Below are 13,815 nucleotides of genomic sequence, written 5' to 3'. Positions count from 1 at the left end.
CCCCCCGCATGCGGCCGGAAGCCCGCAGCCACTCTTTAGCTTTTAACTTGATGCTTGCCGCTTGAGGCTTGCCGCCCCCGAAGGAGCCACCCATGTTCCAATATTCCGCCCGCCCCGATTTGCTCAAGGATCGGGTGATCCTGGTCACCGGCGCCGGCCGCGGGATTGGCGCCGCCGCCGCCCGAACCTTTGCCGGCCACGGGGCGACCGTGCTGCTGCTGGGCAAGACTGAAGCAAACCTCTGCCAGGTCTACGACGCCATCGAAGCCGCCGGCCACCCGCAACCCGCGGTGATCCCGTTCAACCTGGAAACCGCCCTACCGCACCAGTACGACGAACTGGCAGCCATGATCGAGCGCGAATTCGGCAAGCTCGATGGCCTGCTGCACAACGCCTCGATTGTTGGCCCGCGCACACCGCTGGAGCAGCTCTCCGGCGACAATTTCATGCGCGTGATGCAGGTCAATGTCAGCGCCACCTTTATGCTCACCAGCACCCTGCTGCCCCTGCTGAAGCTTTCCAGCGACGCCTCGGTGGTCTTCACCTCGAGCAGCGTCGGACGCAAAGGCCGCGCCTATTGGGGCGCTTACGCGGTCTCCAAGTTCGCCACCGAGGGCTTGATGCAGGTTCTGGCCGATGAAGTCGACGGCGTGGCGCCGGTGCGCGCCAACAGCATTAACCCGGGCGCCACCCGTACCGATATGCGCGCCCAGGCCTATCCAGGGGAAAACCCGGCGAGCAACCCGCTGCCTGAGGCGATTATGCCGGTCTACCTGTACCTGATGGGCCCCGACAGCAGCGGCGTCAATGGCCAGGCATTCGACGCCCAGTAAGACTCGCAAGCGCCAGCTGAAGCGGCAGAAAAATGGCAACGCACCCGCCGGCCGGCAACAGTTTGCCGGCAAAGGCACCAGCGATACTGGCCACTGGCCGCGCAAGATTGCTGTAAGTGACTGAGTTCAAATAATTTTTATATCTCCCGAACCTCTTGGCATGAAATTCGCTCTATAGCCAGTGTTGCCGCATCAATGCGCCAGAGGTTCAGCATTCATGGTTACCCCCAGCCAAACCAACACTATCGATTTCGATGCAGCCAAGCTTCAGCGCCTGGGCTTTTCCGGCAATCGCACGCGCTCCCTGCGCCCGATCAGCCTGGCACAGCTGCGCCAGCAACTCGGCATGCAACTGCAGACCAGCCTGGATGCCGAACGCATCCTCAAACTGTTCTTCACCGCCGTGCAAGGCCTGGTGCCGCTCGATGCACTGACTTACCAACAGCCAACCTCTGACCTGCGCCTGGAATTGGGTGAGCGCGCCAACCACTCGGCCGGTTACCGGTTGAGCCATGAAGGCGAATACCTCGGCGAGCTGATTTTTCGCCGGCAGCAGCGCTTCAGCGACGAGGAGCTCGGCCAATTGGAGTCCCTGCTCGCCAGCTTGCTGTTCCCGCTGCGCAATGCCCTGCTCTACCGCGCCGCGATCCAGAGTGCGCTGCGCGACCCGCTGACCAACACCGGCAACCGCATTGCCATGGATCAGATTCTGCAGCGTGAAATCGATCTGGCACGACGCAACCAGCAACCGCTCTCGCTGCTGATGCTCGACCTCGACCACTTCAAGCGGATCAACGACAGCCACGGCCATAGCGTCGGCGACGAGGTGCTGATCGACGTGGCCGCCACCCTGAAAAGCCAGCTGCGCAACATCGACATGGTGTTTCGTTACGGCGGCGAAGAGTTCCTCGTACTGCTCTCGGGAACCTGCCGCGAAGCCGCCGGCATGGTCGGCGAGCGCTTGCGGCATGCCGTGCAAGAGCTGCAATGCCTGGCCCAAGGCCGACCGATAGAGGTGTCCATCAGCCTCGGCTGCGCGAGCCTGCTCGCCGGCGAATCAGCGGAGAGCCTGCTGCGGCGCGCCGATAGCGCACTCTATGTAGCCAAGCGCGATGGACGCAATCGCCTGAGCATGGCCGGATAAAACCCGCACACAGAAAAAAGGGACTCTATCGAGTCCCTTTTTTCGCTCCAAAGATCGCGGCTCGTCTCACCGTTACTCTGGCTTGCGCCCGCCACGACCAAAGCCTGGACGCTGCCCTTCGCCCGCCGGCTGGCTGCGCCGCTTGGTTGGAGCGGCCGGCTTGCGCCCAGGACGCTCGCTCAGCTCGACGCCTGGACGCACAGACTTGGGTTTGTTCGGGCTCTTCTTGTTGACATCCCGCGGCCGCTCGGCAACTGGCGTCCCCTTGCCCTGCGGACGACCCTGCTCCGCCCGGCCCTTGTCTGCGCGCGGCGGGCGCGGGGTACGCACCGCACGCTCGCCATCTTCGCTGCGCGGAGTACGTACCGCACGCTCGCCGCCTTCGCCGCGCGGGGTGCGCGGCGGGCGCTCCGCACCTTCGCCACGGGGTGCGCGCGAGCGGCCTTGCTCGGCGTCCACCTGGCCACCACCATGGGCCGGGCGCAAGGTTCGCACCGGACGCTCGCCGCGACCGACCGGCTTGGCCGATTTGCGCTGCAAGCGCTCCAGCTTGTCGCGGGTCTTTTCTTTCATGTCCGGCAAGGCGATCGGTTTGAGACCGACTTCCTCGCTGAGAATATCCACTTCGCGCTGGCTCATTTCGCGCCAGCGGCCCATGGTCAGGTCCGAGGTGATAAACACCGGGCCGAAACGCACGCGCTTCAAGCGGCTGACCACCAAGCCCTGGGACTCCCACAGGCGGCGTACTTCACGGTTACGCCCTTCCATCACCACGCAGTGATACCAGTGATTGAAGCCCACACCGCCCGGCGCCACCTTGATATCGGTGAACTTGGCCGGACCGTCTTCGAGCATCACGCCGGCTTTCAGCCGTTCGATCATGTCATCGTCGACTTCGCCACGCACGCGCACCGCGTATTCGCGATCCATCTGGTAGGACGGATGCATCAAGCGGTTGGCCAGCTCACCGTCGGTGGTGAACATCAGCAAACCGGTGGTATTGATGTCGAGGCGGCCGATGTTGATCCAGCGCCCTTCTTTTGGCCGCGGCAGGCGGTCGAACACGGTCGGACGCCCTTCGGGGTCGTCGCGGGTGCAGATCTCGCCTTCCGGCTTGTTGTAGATAATCACGCGGCGCACGCTTTCGGCGGCTTCTTCGCGCTTGATCAGGCGGCCATCGATGGCGATGGCATCGTGCAGGTCGACCCGCTGACCGAGGCCGGCAACCGCGCCATTGACCTTGACCCGGCCGGCGCTGATCCAGCCTTCAATCTCGCGGCGCGAGGCCAGGCCCATGCGCGCCATGACTTTCTGCAGTTTTTCGCCGGCTGGACTGTATTCTTCGGATTCACTCATCTGGGCACCTCCCGGTGTTTCTCTAGTGATGGACGACCGCAAGTCGTCGAAGGGGCGCGGATCATACGCGAAACACGCGGCGCACGCACGGCTTGAGACTAGTCGGCAGACGAACAGCCAGCCGTCTTTTCGATAACCGGCGCCTGGTCGGCCAGCTCGTCGCCTTCACCCTCATCCACCGCCAGCGCCGAAAAATCCTCGAAGTCGGTCTTCAAGCCCTGCTCCATGGAGTCCAGCTCGGCCAGCAGGCTGCTGAAGCTGGTTTCCTCGCTCGCCTCCACCACCGGCTCATCGGCGAGCGCCAGATCGGCGCGGGCCTGCAGGCTTTGCGGCGCGGCGAGCTCGTCGTCGAAGGCCAGCAATGGCTCGGGCTCCAATTCACGCAGGGCCGCCAGCGGCGGTAGCTGATCGAGGCTTTGCAGATTGAAGTGATCGAGAAATGCCTTGGTGGTCGCCAACATCGCCGGTTTGCCCGGCACGTCGCGGTGACCGACCACGCGGATCCATTCGCGCTCCAGCAGGGTTTTAACGATGTGGCTGTTGACCGCCACGCCGCGAATATCCTCGATCTCGCCGCGGGTAATCGGCTGCCGGTAGGCAATCAGCGCCAGGGTCTCGAGCATGGCCCGCGAATAGCGCTGCGGACGCTCTTCCCACAAGCGCCCGACCCAGGGCGCATAACACTCGCGCACCTGCAGGCGGTAGCCGGAAGCCACCTCGACCAGCTCGAAGGCGCGCCCCTCGCAGGACTGGCGCAGTTGCTCCAGGGCTTTTTTGAATACCGCCGGCGCCGGGCGTTCAGCCTCCTCGAACAGCTCGAACAGGCGCTCCAACGATTGCGGCTTGCCGGAGGCGAGCAAGAAGGCTTCCAGCAGGCTGGCCAGTTCGCGGGGATTGCTCAGGTTCATGCTCATTCGGCTCGCGCGCGCACGTGGATGGATCCAAAGGCTTCATTCTGCACCAGCTCGACCAGCGATTCCTTGATCAGTTCGAGCACCGCCATAAAGGTCACCACCACGCCCAAGCGCCCCTCCGCAGCCGTAAACAGCTCGACGAAGGGCACGAAAGCGCCGCCCTTGAGACGCTCCAGCACCTCGCTCATGCGCTCGCGGGTGGACAGCGTCTCACGGCTGACCTGGTGGCTTTCAAACATATCGGCGCGGCGCAACACCTGCGCCATCGACAACAACAGCTCCTCCAGATTGACGCTCGGCAGCAGCTTGCGCGCCTGCGCCTGCGGCGCCTCCAGGCGCGGCACCGTCAGGTCGCGGCCAACCCTGGGCAGCATGTCGAGCCCTTCGGCAGCGGCCTTGTAGCGCTCGTACTCCTGCAGACGGCGAATCAGTTCGGCCCGCGGGTCGTCCTCCTCCTCCGCGGCCTCGCTCGAACGCGGCAGGAGCATGCGCGACTTGATCTCGGCGAGCATCGCCGCCATCACCAGGTACTCGGCGGCCAGTTCCAGGCGCACCGACTGCATCAACTCGACATAACCCATGTACTGCCGGGTGATTTCCGCCACGGGGATATCCAGCACATCGATATTTTGCTTGCGGATCAGATAAAGCAGCAGATCCAAAGGCCCCTCGAAGGCCTCGAGAAACACCTCCAGCGCGTCCGGCGGGATATACAGATCCAGCGGCATCTCGGTCACCGCCCGGCCGTATACCAACGCGAACGGCAACTCTTGCTGGGCGCCCGCTTGACTGTCGACAGGTTGTTCCGATGGCTGGCTGTGCATATTGATTTATCGAATTCCTGCTCAGCGGTAATTCAAACCCAGGGCCAAGCGCACCTCGGTCAAGGTTTCCCGGGCTTCATTGCGCGCGCGCTCGGCGCCCTCGGCGAGGATACTGCGCAGCAACTCGGGGTTGTCCTGATAATCGGCGGCACGCGCCTGCAAGGGTTGCAGTTCTTTTTGCACGGCCTCGATCAATGGCCCCTTGCACTCCAGACAGCCGATGCCGGCACTCTGGCAGCCTTGCTGCAGCGCCGCACGTGTCTCTGCACTGGTGTAAACCTCGTGCAGCGGCCAAACCGGGCAATGGGCAGGATTGCCCGGATCGTCCCGGTGCACCCGCGCCGGGTCAGTGGGCATGCGCCTGATCTTTTCTTCGACCTCGGCGTTGCTGTCGCGCAAAAAAATGGCATTGCCGTTGGATTTGGACATCTTGCTGCCATCCAGTCCCGGCAGCTTCGGCGCCTCGCTGAGCAACGGGCGCGGCTCGGGCAGCAACACCCTGCCGCCACCTTCCAGGTAACCGAACAGACGTTCCTTATCGCCCAGAGTGATGCTCTGTTGCTCTTTAAGCAGCGCCCGAGCGGTTTCCAGAGCCTCTACGTCGCCCTGTTCCTGGAACGCCTTGCGCAAATTATTGTAGAGCGTGGCAGTTTTCTTGCCGAGCTTGCGAATCGCCGCCTCGGCTTTCAGCTCAAAGCCCGGCTCGCGGCCATAGAGATGATTGAAGCGTCGAGCCACTTCGCGGGCGAACTCGATATGCGGCAATTGATCGGCGCCAACCGGCACCAGTCCGGCTCGGTACAGCAGGATATCCGCCGTTTGCAGCAGCGGGTAACCCAGAAAACCATAGGTGGCGAGCTCCCTGCCCGGCAGCCGGTCTTGCTGCTCCTTATAGGATGGCACCCGCTCCAGCCAGCTGAGCGGGCAGATCATCGACAGCAGCAGATGCAGTTCGGCGTGCTCAGGCACTTGCGACTGGATGAACAGGGTCGCGGAACTGGGACTGACCCCGGCGGCCAGCCAATCCACCGCCATGTCCATGACATGTTGGGAGATCGGCCCGACCTCCTGGTAGTTGGTCGTCAGTGCGTGCCAATCGACGATGCAGAAAAAGCATTCGTATTCGTGCTGCAACTTGATCCAGTTCTTCAGCACGCCATGGTAATGACCAAGGTGCAGACGGCCACTAGGGCGCATACCGGACAGCACGCGGCGTTCGGAATCAACAAGGCTCAAACCAGGTTACCTAAGCGAATCAACAAGACGCGAAGTATAACGAGGCCCGCAGCTGCCGCGGGAAAAACGACAAAGGAACCGCTCGGGCACGCAGCCAGTCTTAATTAATGAAGCCGCCAGGCAGGATCGACGGCAGAATCGCGCGGCCACAGCAGTGCAAGGCTTGACGCGAATCCCGACCATTCCCGGGGAGGCACGCCATGAAAATTCCCGCCCTAACGCTGAGCGTCGCTCTGCTGGCAGGATTGCTACTGTTCCTGCTACCGCCAACCGTTCAGGCCGGCATGATCGGCACGCAAGAAGTCATCGCCGAACAAACCCTGCAGGTCGATCGCGACAAAGTCCGTGAATTCCTCAACCGTGCCGACGTCGAGCAGCGCTTGCAAGCCATGGATGTCCCCGCGGCCCTGGCTCGCAGCCGGGTGGATGCCCTGACGCCAGCGGAAGCCGCCGCCCTGGCTCAGCGGGTCGACACCCTGCCGGCCGCTGGTGCGCTCAGCGGCACCGACTTCGTCATCATCCTGCTGGTGGCACTGCTGGTGGCGCTGATTCTCTAGCCGGCACGAGGCATTCTGCGCTCTTCGGGCGAGGCTCTCAGAGGTTGTGAAAATATCGAGCGCCGTCGCGCGACCGTTTCCAGACGTTCGCGGCAAGGCGCACTGCGTGAAAAACAGGGGAGTTTAGTGAGCTAAATGAACCTGCTTTTCACGTAGCGCAACGCCGCAGCGGACGTTTGGAGGCGGTCGTAGTAGGCGAGAGTTTTTTCACGAGCTCTCACACCTCGCCGAAAGGCGTTGGATCTCCGCAACCGACGCGAATGACTTGCGGTTCGTCGTCGACCAGGTTAATCACGGTGGAGGCCTCAAGCCCGCCAAAACCACCATCGATGATCAGGTCGACCTGGTGCTCGAGAAGCTGGCGCATTTCATAGGGATCGCTCATCGGCAGCGTCTCGCCCGGCAGAATCAGACTGACGCTCATCAGCGGCTCGCCGAGTTCGCTGAGCAAGGCGTGGGCAATCGGGTGGCTGGGCACACGCAAACCGATGGTGCGGCGCTTGGGGTGCAGCAACATACGCGGCACTTCGCGCGTGGCATTGAGGATGAAGGTGTAAGGCCCCGGCGTATGGTTTTTCAGCAGCCGAAAGGCCGCGGTATCGACCTTGGCGAATAAACCAAGCTGCGACAGGTCGCGACAGACCAGGGTGAAATTGTGTTTATCGTCCAGCAGGCGCAAACGACGGATACGCTCCACGGCATTCTTGTCGCCGATACGGCAACCCAGCGCATAGGACGAATCGGTGGGATAAATCACTATGCCGCCGGCCCTGAGGATTTCCACCGCCTGCTTGATCAGGCGCAGCTGTGGGTTCTCCGGGTGAACCTGGAAAAATTGACTCACGTTAACTCCCTGTTCAACTTGCAGTAGGCTGTTGGACATGCTGAAAACGCGCCCAGAGGGGCGACAAGTCTTCGGGTACAGGGCGATACATACCCAATTCAGACCAGTCGCCAGGTGCATGAAAGTCACTGCCGGCACTTGCCAGCAGGCCGAATTCGCGCGCCAGAATCGCCAGACCGCCAACCTGTTCAGCCGGCTGCATGCCGTTGACCACCTCCAGTGCATGGCCACCCGCCGCAACAAAATCGGCGATCAACTTGCGTCGCTTACTACGAGTAAAGTCGTACTGCCACGGGTGCGCCAGGCTGATCAAGGCGCCGGCCTGCTGCAAGGTAGCGATGGCCTGCGGCAACGTCGGCCAATGCTGCTTGACGTCCCCCAACTTGCCCGAGCCGAGCCATTTGCGAAAGGCTTCGGCGCGATCCTTGACGTGGCCGGCGCGCACCATGAACTCGGCAAAGTGCGGCCGGGCCGGTGCGTTGCCGCTGTCGCCCAGCTCCTGCTGCACGGCCCGCGCACCGTCCAGGGCACCGGGCATGCCTTTGTTGTCCAGACGCTTACTGATTTCTGCGGCGCGCAACCAGCGCCCCTCATGCAACTCGGCAATCGACTGGAGCAAGGCGGGCGCATCGCTGGCGAAGGCATAACCGAGCACATGAATGGTGGCGCCACCCCAGGTACAGGACAGCTCGATGCCATTGACCAGCTGCATATCCAAGGTCTGGGCCGCCGCACGCGCCTCGTCGAGGCCGTCCAGGGTGTCGTGATCGGTCAGCGCCAGCAGCCGCACCCCACGTTCGTGCGCCCGCGCGACCACCACAGCAGGCGCCAGCGCGCCGTCTGAGGCCGTGCTATGGCAATGCAAATCAACATCCATAAGGAACGCTTTCTCGATAATTTATGTTTGTTATTATGCCGACACCGGCGAACTCTTGCTGCTATCACTAATAAACTGCTGAAACAAACTGGCACCTAAAAGCTGGCCCACGGCGTTTGCGCAGCGAGTAAAGCGGCCGGCAAATGCAGTTAACGCGCGGGAAACGCGGGATCATGTTGCAATAGACGGCCAACTCGGTAGCTTTCAACGGGCTGCTAAACAATTTCTCGACTTTGCCAGTTCGTGCTGCTTTTCTGCGCTAACTAAGGCTGACGCACACCCATTAAGGATAGAGATGCTCTACGCCATTATCGCCACCGATGTAGAAAACTCCCTGGAAAACCGTCTGGCGGCTCGCCCCGCGCACCTCGCCCGGCTGGAACAACTGAAAAGCGAAGGTCGCCTGGTGCTCGCCGGCCCGCACCCGGCGGTCGACAGCAACGACCCGGGCTCGGCGGGCTTTTCCGGCAGCCTGATCGTTGCCGAGTTCGAATCGCTGCATGCAGCCCAAAGCTGGGCCGACGCCGACCCTTACCGCGCAGCCGGCGTCTATGCCGCGGTGCTGGTCAAGCCGTTCAAGCTGGTTCTGCCTTAACTCGCACTAACTGCAGCGCGCTGCTCGCCCACCACAATCCAATAAGACATAGGAGTTCCAATGCGTCCAGGCTCGTGGTCTTTTTTGTTTGCGCTGTTGCTGCTGCCGCTTGATCTGCAGGCCGAGCAAACCCCGCCTGCACCCTCCGCAACGGTTACGGCAGAACAAGCGCAGATCGACGCCCTCAAACAGCGCCTGGCCACCAGCGAGCAACAACGCGAAGCGTTGGGTGCAGAACTGCAAGCCAGTGGCGGCGAACGCGACAGCGCGCAATTGCAGCGCCTGCGCCAGGAAAACCAACGTCTCAAGCTGCAACTGAAGAAAACCCAGGCCAATACACCCGCGCCGTTGCTCGCTGATCGGCAGCAATGGTTTGCGGTGGGGGCTGGCGCCGCACTGCTGGGCGTCATCCTCGGCGCCCTGCTGCGCGGCAATCGTCGTTCGCGGCGTGAGTGGATAAACTGAAAACCCTATGAGCGCTCTTCTCCTAATCGACGACGACATCGAATTGTGCGAGCTGCTGGCCAGCTGGCTGACCCAGGAAGGCTTCCAGGTCAGCGCCTGCCATGATGGCAACAGCGCACGCCGCGCCCTGACCCACCAGACTCCCGATGCGGTGGTGCTCGATGTGATGCTGCCCGACGGCAGTGGCCTGGAGTTGCTCAAGCAATTGCGCAGCGATCACCCCGAGCTACCGGTGTTGATGCTGTCAGCCCGTGGCGAGCCGCTGGATCGCATTCTCGGCCTGGAGCTTGGCGCCGACGACTACCTGGCCAAGCCCTGCGACCCGCGTGAGCTGACCGCCCGCTTGCGCGCCGTGTTGCGGCGCAGCCTGCACCCTGCCGTGTCCAGCCAACTGCAACTGGGCGACCTGTGCTTCAGTCAGGCGCGCGGCGTGGTGACGATCGGCGAGCACGAGGTCATTCTCACCCTGTCGGAAAGCCGCCTGCTCGAAGCGCTGCTGCAACAACCCGGCGAGCCCGTGGACAAACAGGAACTGGCGCAATTGGCGCTGGGCCGTAAGCTGACGCTGTACGACCGCAGTCTCGACATGCACGTCAGCAACCTGCGCAAGAAACTCGGCCCCCATCCGGACGGGCACCCACGCATCCTCGCCTTGCGCAGCCGCGGTTACTACTACAGCGCCTGACACTCTGCTAACGCCGGATCCCGTCGCCTTTACTCAAGCTTTACCCTTGCCTGACGGCTCTTGACCTTGCCCCGCCTAGACTGGGCGCATCCGGTAACTAACCGGCATCGAGACAAGGAGACACACCATGCGCAAGACCCTCACCGCCCTGTTACTCGCCCTGACCCTGCCAACGCTGGCCATGGCCATGCCCGAAGGTGGCCCGCATCACGACGGCTACGGCGGACACGGCGACAGACACGGTTCGCGGATGTTCAACGACCTCGACCTGAGCCAGGAACAACGCCGCGAACTCCGCAAGTTGATGGGCGAACAGATGAAAAGCCGCCACGAGATCACCCAGCGCTACCTGGAAAAACTCCCGGCCGCCGAACAAAAGGCCCTGCAGGATGAGCTGAAAGCCGCCCAGGACAAGCAGCACAGCAGCATTCGCGACCTGCTCAGGCCAGAACAGCAGAAGACCTTCGACGAGCACCAGAAAAAAATGCAGGAGCGTCGCGCCGAGCGCGCAGCCTTCAAGGCCTGGAAAGCCGAGCAGGCCGGCAAGGCCAAGGCCGAATAACCACGGCAGGCTGACCCCGGCCAGCCGTGCATGCCCACACCAGCCCACCCATCAAGCCCTGGCTTGATGGGTTTTTTCGCGACCAAGAAGGAGTCATCCGTGCGTTCATTGTTCTGGCGCATCTTCGCCAGCTTCTGGCTGGCCATCGCCCTGGTTGCCGGGCTGTCCATGTTGCTGGGACGAGCGCTGAACCAGGACGCCTGGATTCTCAGCCAGCATCCGGCCCTGGATGGGGTGGCCGAAACCTGGACAAGCCGCTACGAAGAACAGGGCGCCGACGCCGCTCAGGCCTTTCTCGAACGGCTCAGAAAAACCTCGCGCGTCAACGTGCAAGTGCTTGACGACAACGGCCAACCCCTGGTCAAGGGCACATTCCCGCCACGCGCCGCGGCCTTCGAGGCGCGCCAGCATAATGACAGACGCCTGCCCTGGCGCCGTCTGACCACCGACTACAGCAGCCCGCTGAGTGGCGCAACCTACCTGTTCATCTACCGTATCCCGCATCCGGAACTGGCCGCCTGGCACCGTGACAGCCTGTTCTGGCCGCTCAGCGCACTGACCATCGCCCTGATAGTGCTGACTCTGTTCAGCCTGCTGCTGACCCTGTCCATTACCCGTCCGCTGGATCGCCTGCGCGGCGCCGTGTACGACCTGGGGCAAACCGCTTACCAGCAAAACAGCCTGGCCCGCCTGGCCAATAGACGCGACGAATTGGGCGTGCTGGCCCGCGACTTCAACCGCATGGGCGCACGCCTGCAAGGGCTGATCGGCAGCCAGCGCCAACTGCTGCGCGACGTCTCCCACGAACTGCGCTCGCCCCTGGCCCGCCTGCGCGTGGCCCTGGCACTGGCCGAACGCGCCGAGCCCGGCGAACGGGAGGATCTCTGGCCACGCCTGGCGCGCGAGTGCGACCGCCTGGAAGCCCTGATCGGCGAGATTCTCGCCCTCGCCCGCCTCGACGCCGACCCTGGCGCGGCGCAACCGGTCGACCTTGCGGCGCTGCTGCGCAAGCTACAAGAAGACGCACAACTCGACACCCCGGAACAACGGGTGGAGATCGAACTGCAACCCGGAGTGAACCTGCACGGCTGGCCGGACATGCTCGAACGGGCGCTGGATAACCTGCTGCGCAACGCCTTGCGCTTCAACCCGGCAGGCCAGCCGATCGAACTCAAGGCCGAGCGCCAGGCCGACGAACTGTGCCTCAGCGTACGCGACCACGGGCCTGGGGTTGCCGCCGAATATTTGACCCGGCTGGGCGAACCCTTCTTCCGCGCCCCCGAGCAAAGCAAGCCGGGGCATGGCCTGGGCCTGGCGATTGCCCGCCGCGCCGCCGAGCGCCACGGCGGTCGACTGGAGCTGAACAATCATCCCGCAGGTGGCTTCAGCGCCAGCCTGCTGCTGCCGCTAAAACCGCAGACTGACAAGTAGGGCGACAGCCCGCCAGCTTTGTGCCGCACCGATCATCTCCAGCGAGTAGCGCCCGGCGAATCGCCCGTTACGCGCCCGGCCAGGCGCTGACGAAATCGGCTACCGCCAACGGCACGGGCTTGCGCAATTCGCGTTCGGCAGTCCCCAGGTAAAGGAAGGCGACGATTTGTTCGTCGCTGGCCAAGCCCAGGCCGGCAGCCACCCGGGGGTTGTAGGCCAAGTCACCGGTACGCCAGACCGCGCCTATGCCTTGGCTATGGGCGGCGAGCAGAATGGCATGGGTCGCGCAAGCCGCCGCGATCACCTGCTCCTGCTGCGGCACCTTGGCATGGGCCTGCACGCGCGCCACCACCACTATCAGCAACGGCGCCCGCAGGGGCATGGCTCGCGCCTTGGCCAAGGCCTCCTCGCCGACTTCATCCGCGCCTGCCGCCAAGGCCTGGGCAAACAACTCGCCCAGGCGCTCACGTCCGGCGCCCTCAATCGTGAGAAAGCGCCACGGCCGCAACTGGCCGTGATCCGGCGCCCGCAATGCCGCGCGAAACAGCAGTTCGCGCTGCGCGGCATCCGGTGCAGGCTCGCGCAAACGCGGCACTGAAACACGATTGAGCAGAGCATCGAGAGCATCCATCGGCCACCTCTTGAACAAAATTAAGCGGGAATTCTAGAGCCTGGTGCCCGAGGCTGGGGAAAAACTATCCCCCGGCAGCCAACAGGCCGTTGCAACAGGTCGCGAGCAACGGCTAAATCAGGGCTATGTACCCGTTACCTGTTACATGGGGCCGGTAGGTTTTGTCCGCTGCGCATGCTGGTGTGGGCAGGGTCAGCGGTGCTTGCCATCCCGTAGCCCGGATGCAATCCGGGAAGCGCTGGCAGCCGCACAAACCTTCCCCGGATTGCATCCGGGCTACAAGACGCGTGCTGCCAGGGTGAACAGCGCAAAGCCTTCAGCATCAACGCCCCATGCAAAGTGCTTGCAACACATAACTAAGACATAGCCTAAATCAGTCACCGCGGAGTAATAGCCGCAAAGTCCACGGAGCCCGTATTCAACGACCTGACCGCCACCACTAGGCAACCCGTTCGGGTGCCACACTCGGCCGCACAGGCGGCGTCAATGGCGGCAGGCCATGGGCGCGCCGGGCATCGTCACAGCGCGGTTCAGGCTCGCCATTGGCCCAGGACGCCTCGAATCCACGGCACGTACTGGAGCGTTGTTCGTAAAGCGTGCAGCGCACACCCTGCCCCACTTCACCGAGCAGGGCGACACAGCGGGCGGGCTTGTGCTCGGTGCCGCGCATGGCGACCCGATGCGGCGTGATCAGCACCACCTGGTCATCCGGCACCGTGCCGCCGGCCGATTGGCACTCACCCCAGAAGAAAGACACACGAAAATGCGCGCAGCAGGCACCGCACGTAAGGCAAGAATTAGCGTTCGACATGATTTAAGAGGGCTCAGAAACCGGCAAGGGCCGGCACCTGGCGGCTATTT

Annotated in this window: 16 protein-coding genes; 8 read left to right on the top strand and 8 right to left on the bottom strand. The window is 63.2% G+C overall.

Going from position 1 to position 13,815, the window contains the following annotated elements; all coding sequences use genetic code 11:
• Positions 1-92 precede the first annotated feature (92 nt).
• Both P8H27_RS14980 and P8H27_RS14975 read left to right on the top strand, forming a co-directional pair.
• Positions 93-833 carry a YciK family oxidoreductase gene (locus tag P8H27_RS14980; RefSeq protein ID WP_289638369.1) on the top strand — a complete coding sequence of 247 codons (741 nt, stop codon included), beginning with the start codon at positions 93-95 and terminating at the stop codon, positions 831-833.
• Positions 834-1,050: 217 nt separating this feature from the next.
• On the top strand, positions 1,051-1,977 hold the full coding sequence (locus tag P8H27_RS14975; RefSeq protein ID WP_289638367.1) for a GGDEF domain-containing protein: 927 nt from the start codon (positions 1,051-1,053) through the stop codon (positions 1,975-1,977).
• Between the two features lie 72 nt (positions 1,978-2,049).
• Here P8H27_RS14975 and rluB read toward each other — a convergent pair whose 3' ends face one another.
• The 4 genes from rluB to P8H27_RS14955 form a co-directional block, all read right to left on the bottom strand.
• Complete coding sequence (gene rluB, locus P8H27_RS14970; RefSeq protein ID WP_289638366.1) at positions 2,050-3,333, bottom strand: 23S rRNA pseudouridine(2605) synthase RluB; 1,284 nt, start codon at positions 3,331-3,333, stop codon at positions 2,050-2,052.
• Between the two features lie 98 nt (positions 3,334-3,431).
• Positions 3,432-4,241, bottom strand: coding sequence for an SMC-Scp complex subunit ScpB (scpB, locus tag P8H27_RS14965; RefSeq protein WP_289638365.1), 810 nt, complete (start codon positions 4,239-4,241; stop codon positions 3,432-3,434).
• Positions 4,242-4,243: 2 nt separating this feature from the next.
• On the bottom strand, positions 4,244-4,942 hold the full coding sequence (locus P8H27_RS14960) for a ScpA family protein (RefSeq protein WP_289638405.1): 699 nt from the start codon (positions 4,940-4,942) through the stop codon (positions 4,244-4,246).
• A gap of 150 nt (positions 4,943-5,092) precedes the next feature.
• On the bottom strand, positions 5,093-6,307 hold the full coding sequence (locus P8H27_RS14955; RefSeq protein ID WP_289638364.1) for a tryptophan--tRNA ligase: 1,215 nt from the start codon (positions 6,305-6,307) through the stop codon (positions 5,093-5,095).
• A gap of 200 nt (positions 6,308-6,507) precedes the next feature.
• Between P8H27_RS14955 and P8H27_RS14950 the strand changes: the two genes are divergently transcribed.
• A complete protein-coding gene (locus P8H27_RS14950) occupies positions 6,508-6,864 on the top strand; it encodes a PA2779 family protein (RefSeq protein ID WP_289638363.1) in 357 nt (118 codons plus the stop codon).
• A 217-nt stretch (positions 6,865-7,081) separates the two neighbouring features.
• On the opposite strand, the gene P8H27_RS14945 is transcribed toward P8H27_RS14950, so the two are convergent.
• A complete protein-coding gene (locus tag P8H27_RS14945) occupies positions 7,082-7,708 on the bottom strand; it encodes an L-threonylcarbamoyladenylate synthase (RefSeq protein WP_289638362.1) in 627 nt (208 codons plus the stop codon).
• Between the two features lie 13 nt (positions 7,709-7,721).
• Positions 7,722-8,585 carry a PHP domain-containing protein gene (locus P8H27_RS14940; protein ID WP_289638360.1) on the bottom strand — a complete coding sequence of 288 codons (864 nt, stop codon included), beginning with the start codon at positions 8,583-8,585 and terminating at the stop codon, positions 7,722-7,724.
• Between the two features lie 295 nt (positions 8,586-8,880).
• Here P8H27_RS14940 and P8H27_RS14935 point away from each other — a divergent pair, with 295 nt between their 5' ends.
• From P8H27_RS14935 to P8H27_RS14915, 5 genes are all read left to right on the top strand, one after another.
• Positions 8,881-9,180 (top strand): YciI family protein, encoded by a 300-nt coding sequence (locus tag P8H27_RS14935; RefSeq protein WP_289638358.1) that lies wholly within the window; start codon positions 8,881-8,883, stop codon positions 9,178-9,180.
• Positions 9,181-9,240: 60 nt separating this feature from the next.
• Entirely contained in the window at positions 9,241-9,645 is a 405-nt protein-coding gene (locus P8H27_RS14930; protein WP_289638349.1) for a translation initiation factor 2, read from the top strand.
• A 7-nt stretch (positions 9,646-9,652) separates the two neighbouring features.
• A complete protein-coding gene (locus P8H27_RS14925; protein WP_289638348.1) occupies positions 9,653-10,330 on the top strand; it encodes a response regulator transcription factor in 678 nt (225 codons plus the stop codon).
• A gap of 127 nt (positions 10,331-10,457) precedes the next feature.
• On the top strand, positions 10,458-10,892 hold the full coding sequence (locus P8H27_RS14920) for a Spy/CpxP family protein refolding chaperone (protein ID WP_289638347.1): 435 nt from the start codon (positions 10,458-10,460) through the stop codon (positions 10,890-10,892).
• Positions 10,893-10,991: 99 nt separating this feature from the next.
• The gene (locus tag P8H27_RS14915; RefSeq protein ID WP_289638346.1) at positions 10,992-12,323 is read left to right on the top strand and encodes a HAMP domain-containing sensor histidine kinase; all 1,332 of its coding nucleotides are present in this window, start codon (positions 10,992-10,994) and stop codon (positions 12,321-12,323) included.
• A gap of 67 nt (positions 12,324-12,390) precedes the next feature.
• Here P8H27_RS14915 and P8H27_RS14910 read toward each other — a convergent pair whose 3' ends face one another.
• Both P8H27_RS14910 and P8H27_RS14905 read right to left on the bottom strand, forming a co-directional pair.
• Positions 12,391-12,954 carry an NAD(P)H nitroreductase gene (locus P8H27_RS14910; RefSeq protein ID WP_289638345.1) on the bottom strand — a complete coding sequence of 188 codons (564 nt, stop codon included), beginning with the start codon at positions 12,952-12,954 and terminating at the stop codon, positions 12,391-12,393.
• 439 nt (positions 12,955-13,393) lie between these two features.
• Positions 13,394-13,765 carry a YkgJ family cysteine cluster protein gene (locus P8H27_RS14905; protein WP_289638344.1) on the bottom strand — a complete coding sequence of 124 codons (372 nt, stop codon included), beginning with the start codon at positions 13,763-13,765 and terminating at the stop codon, positions 13,394-13,396.
• Positions 13,766-13,815 lie beyond the last annotated feature (50 nt).

It is taken from the genome of Pseudomonas sp. sp1636 (genome assembly GCF_030376615.1).
Taxonomy (GTDB): domain Bacteria; phylum Pseudomonadota; class Gammaproteobacteria; order Pseudomonadales; family Pseudomonadaceae; genus Aquipseudomonas.
This window is presented reverse-complemented; position numbering and strand designations above follow the sequence as displayed.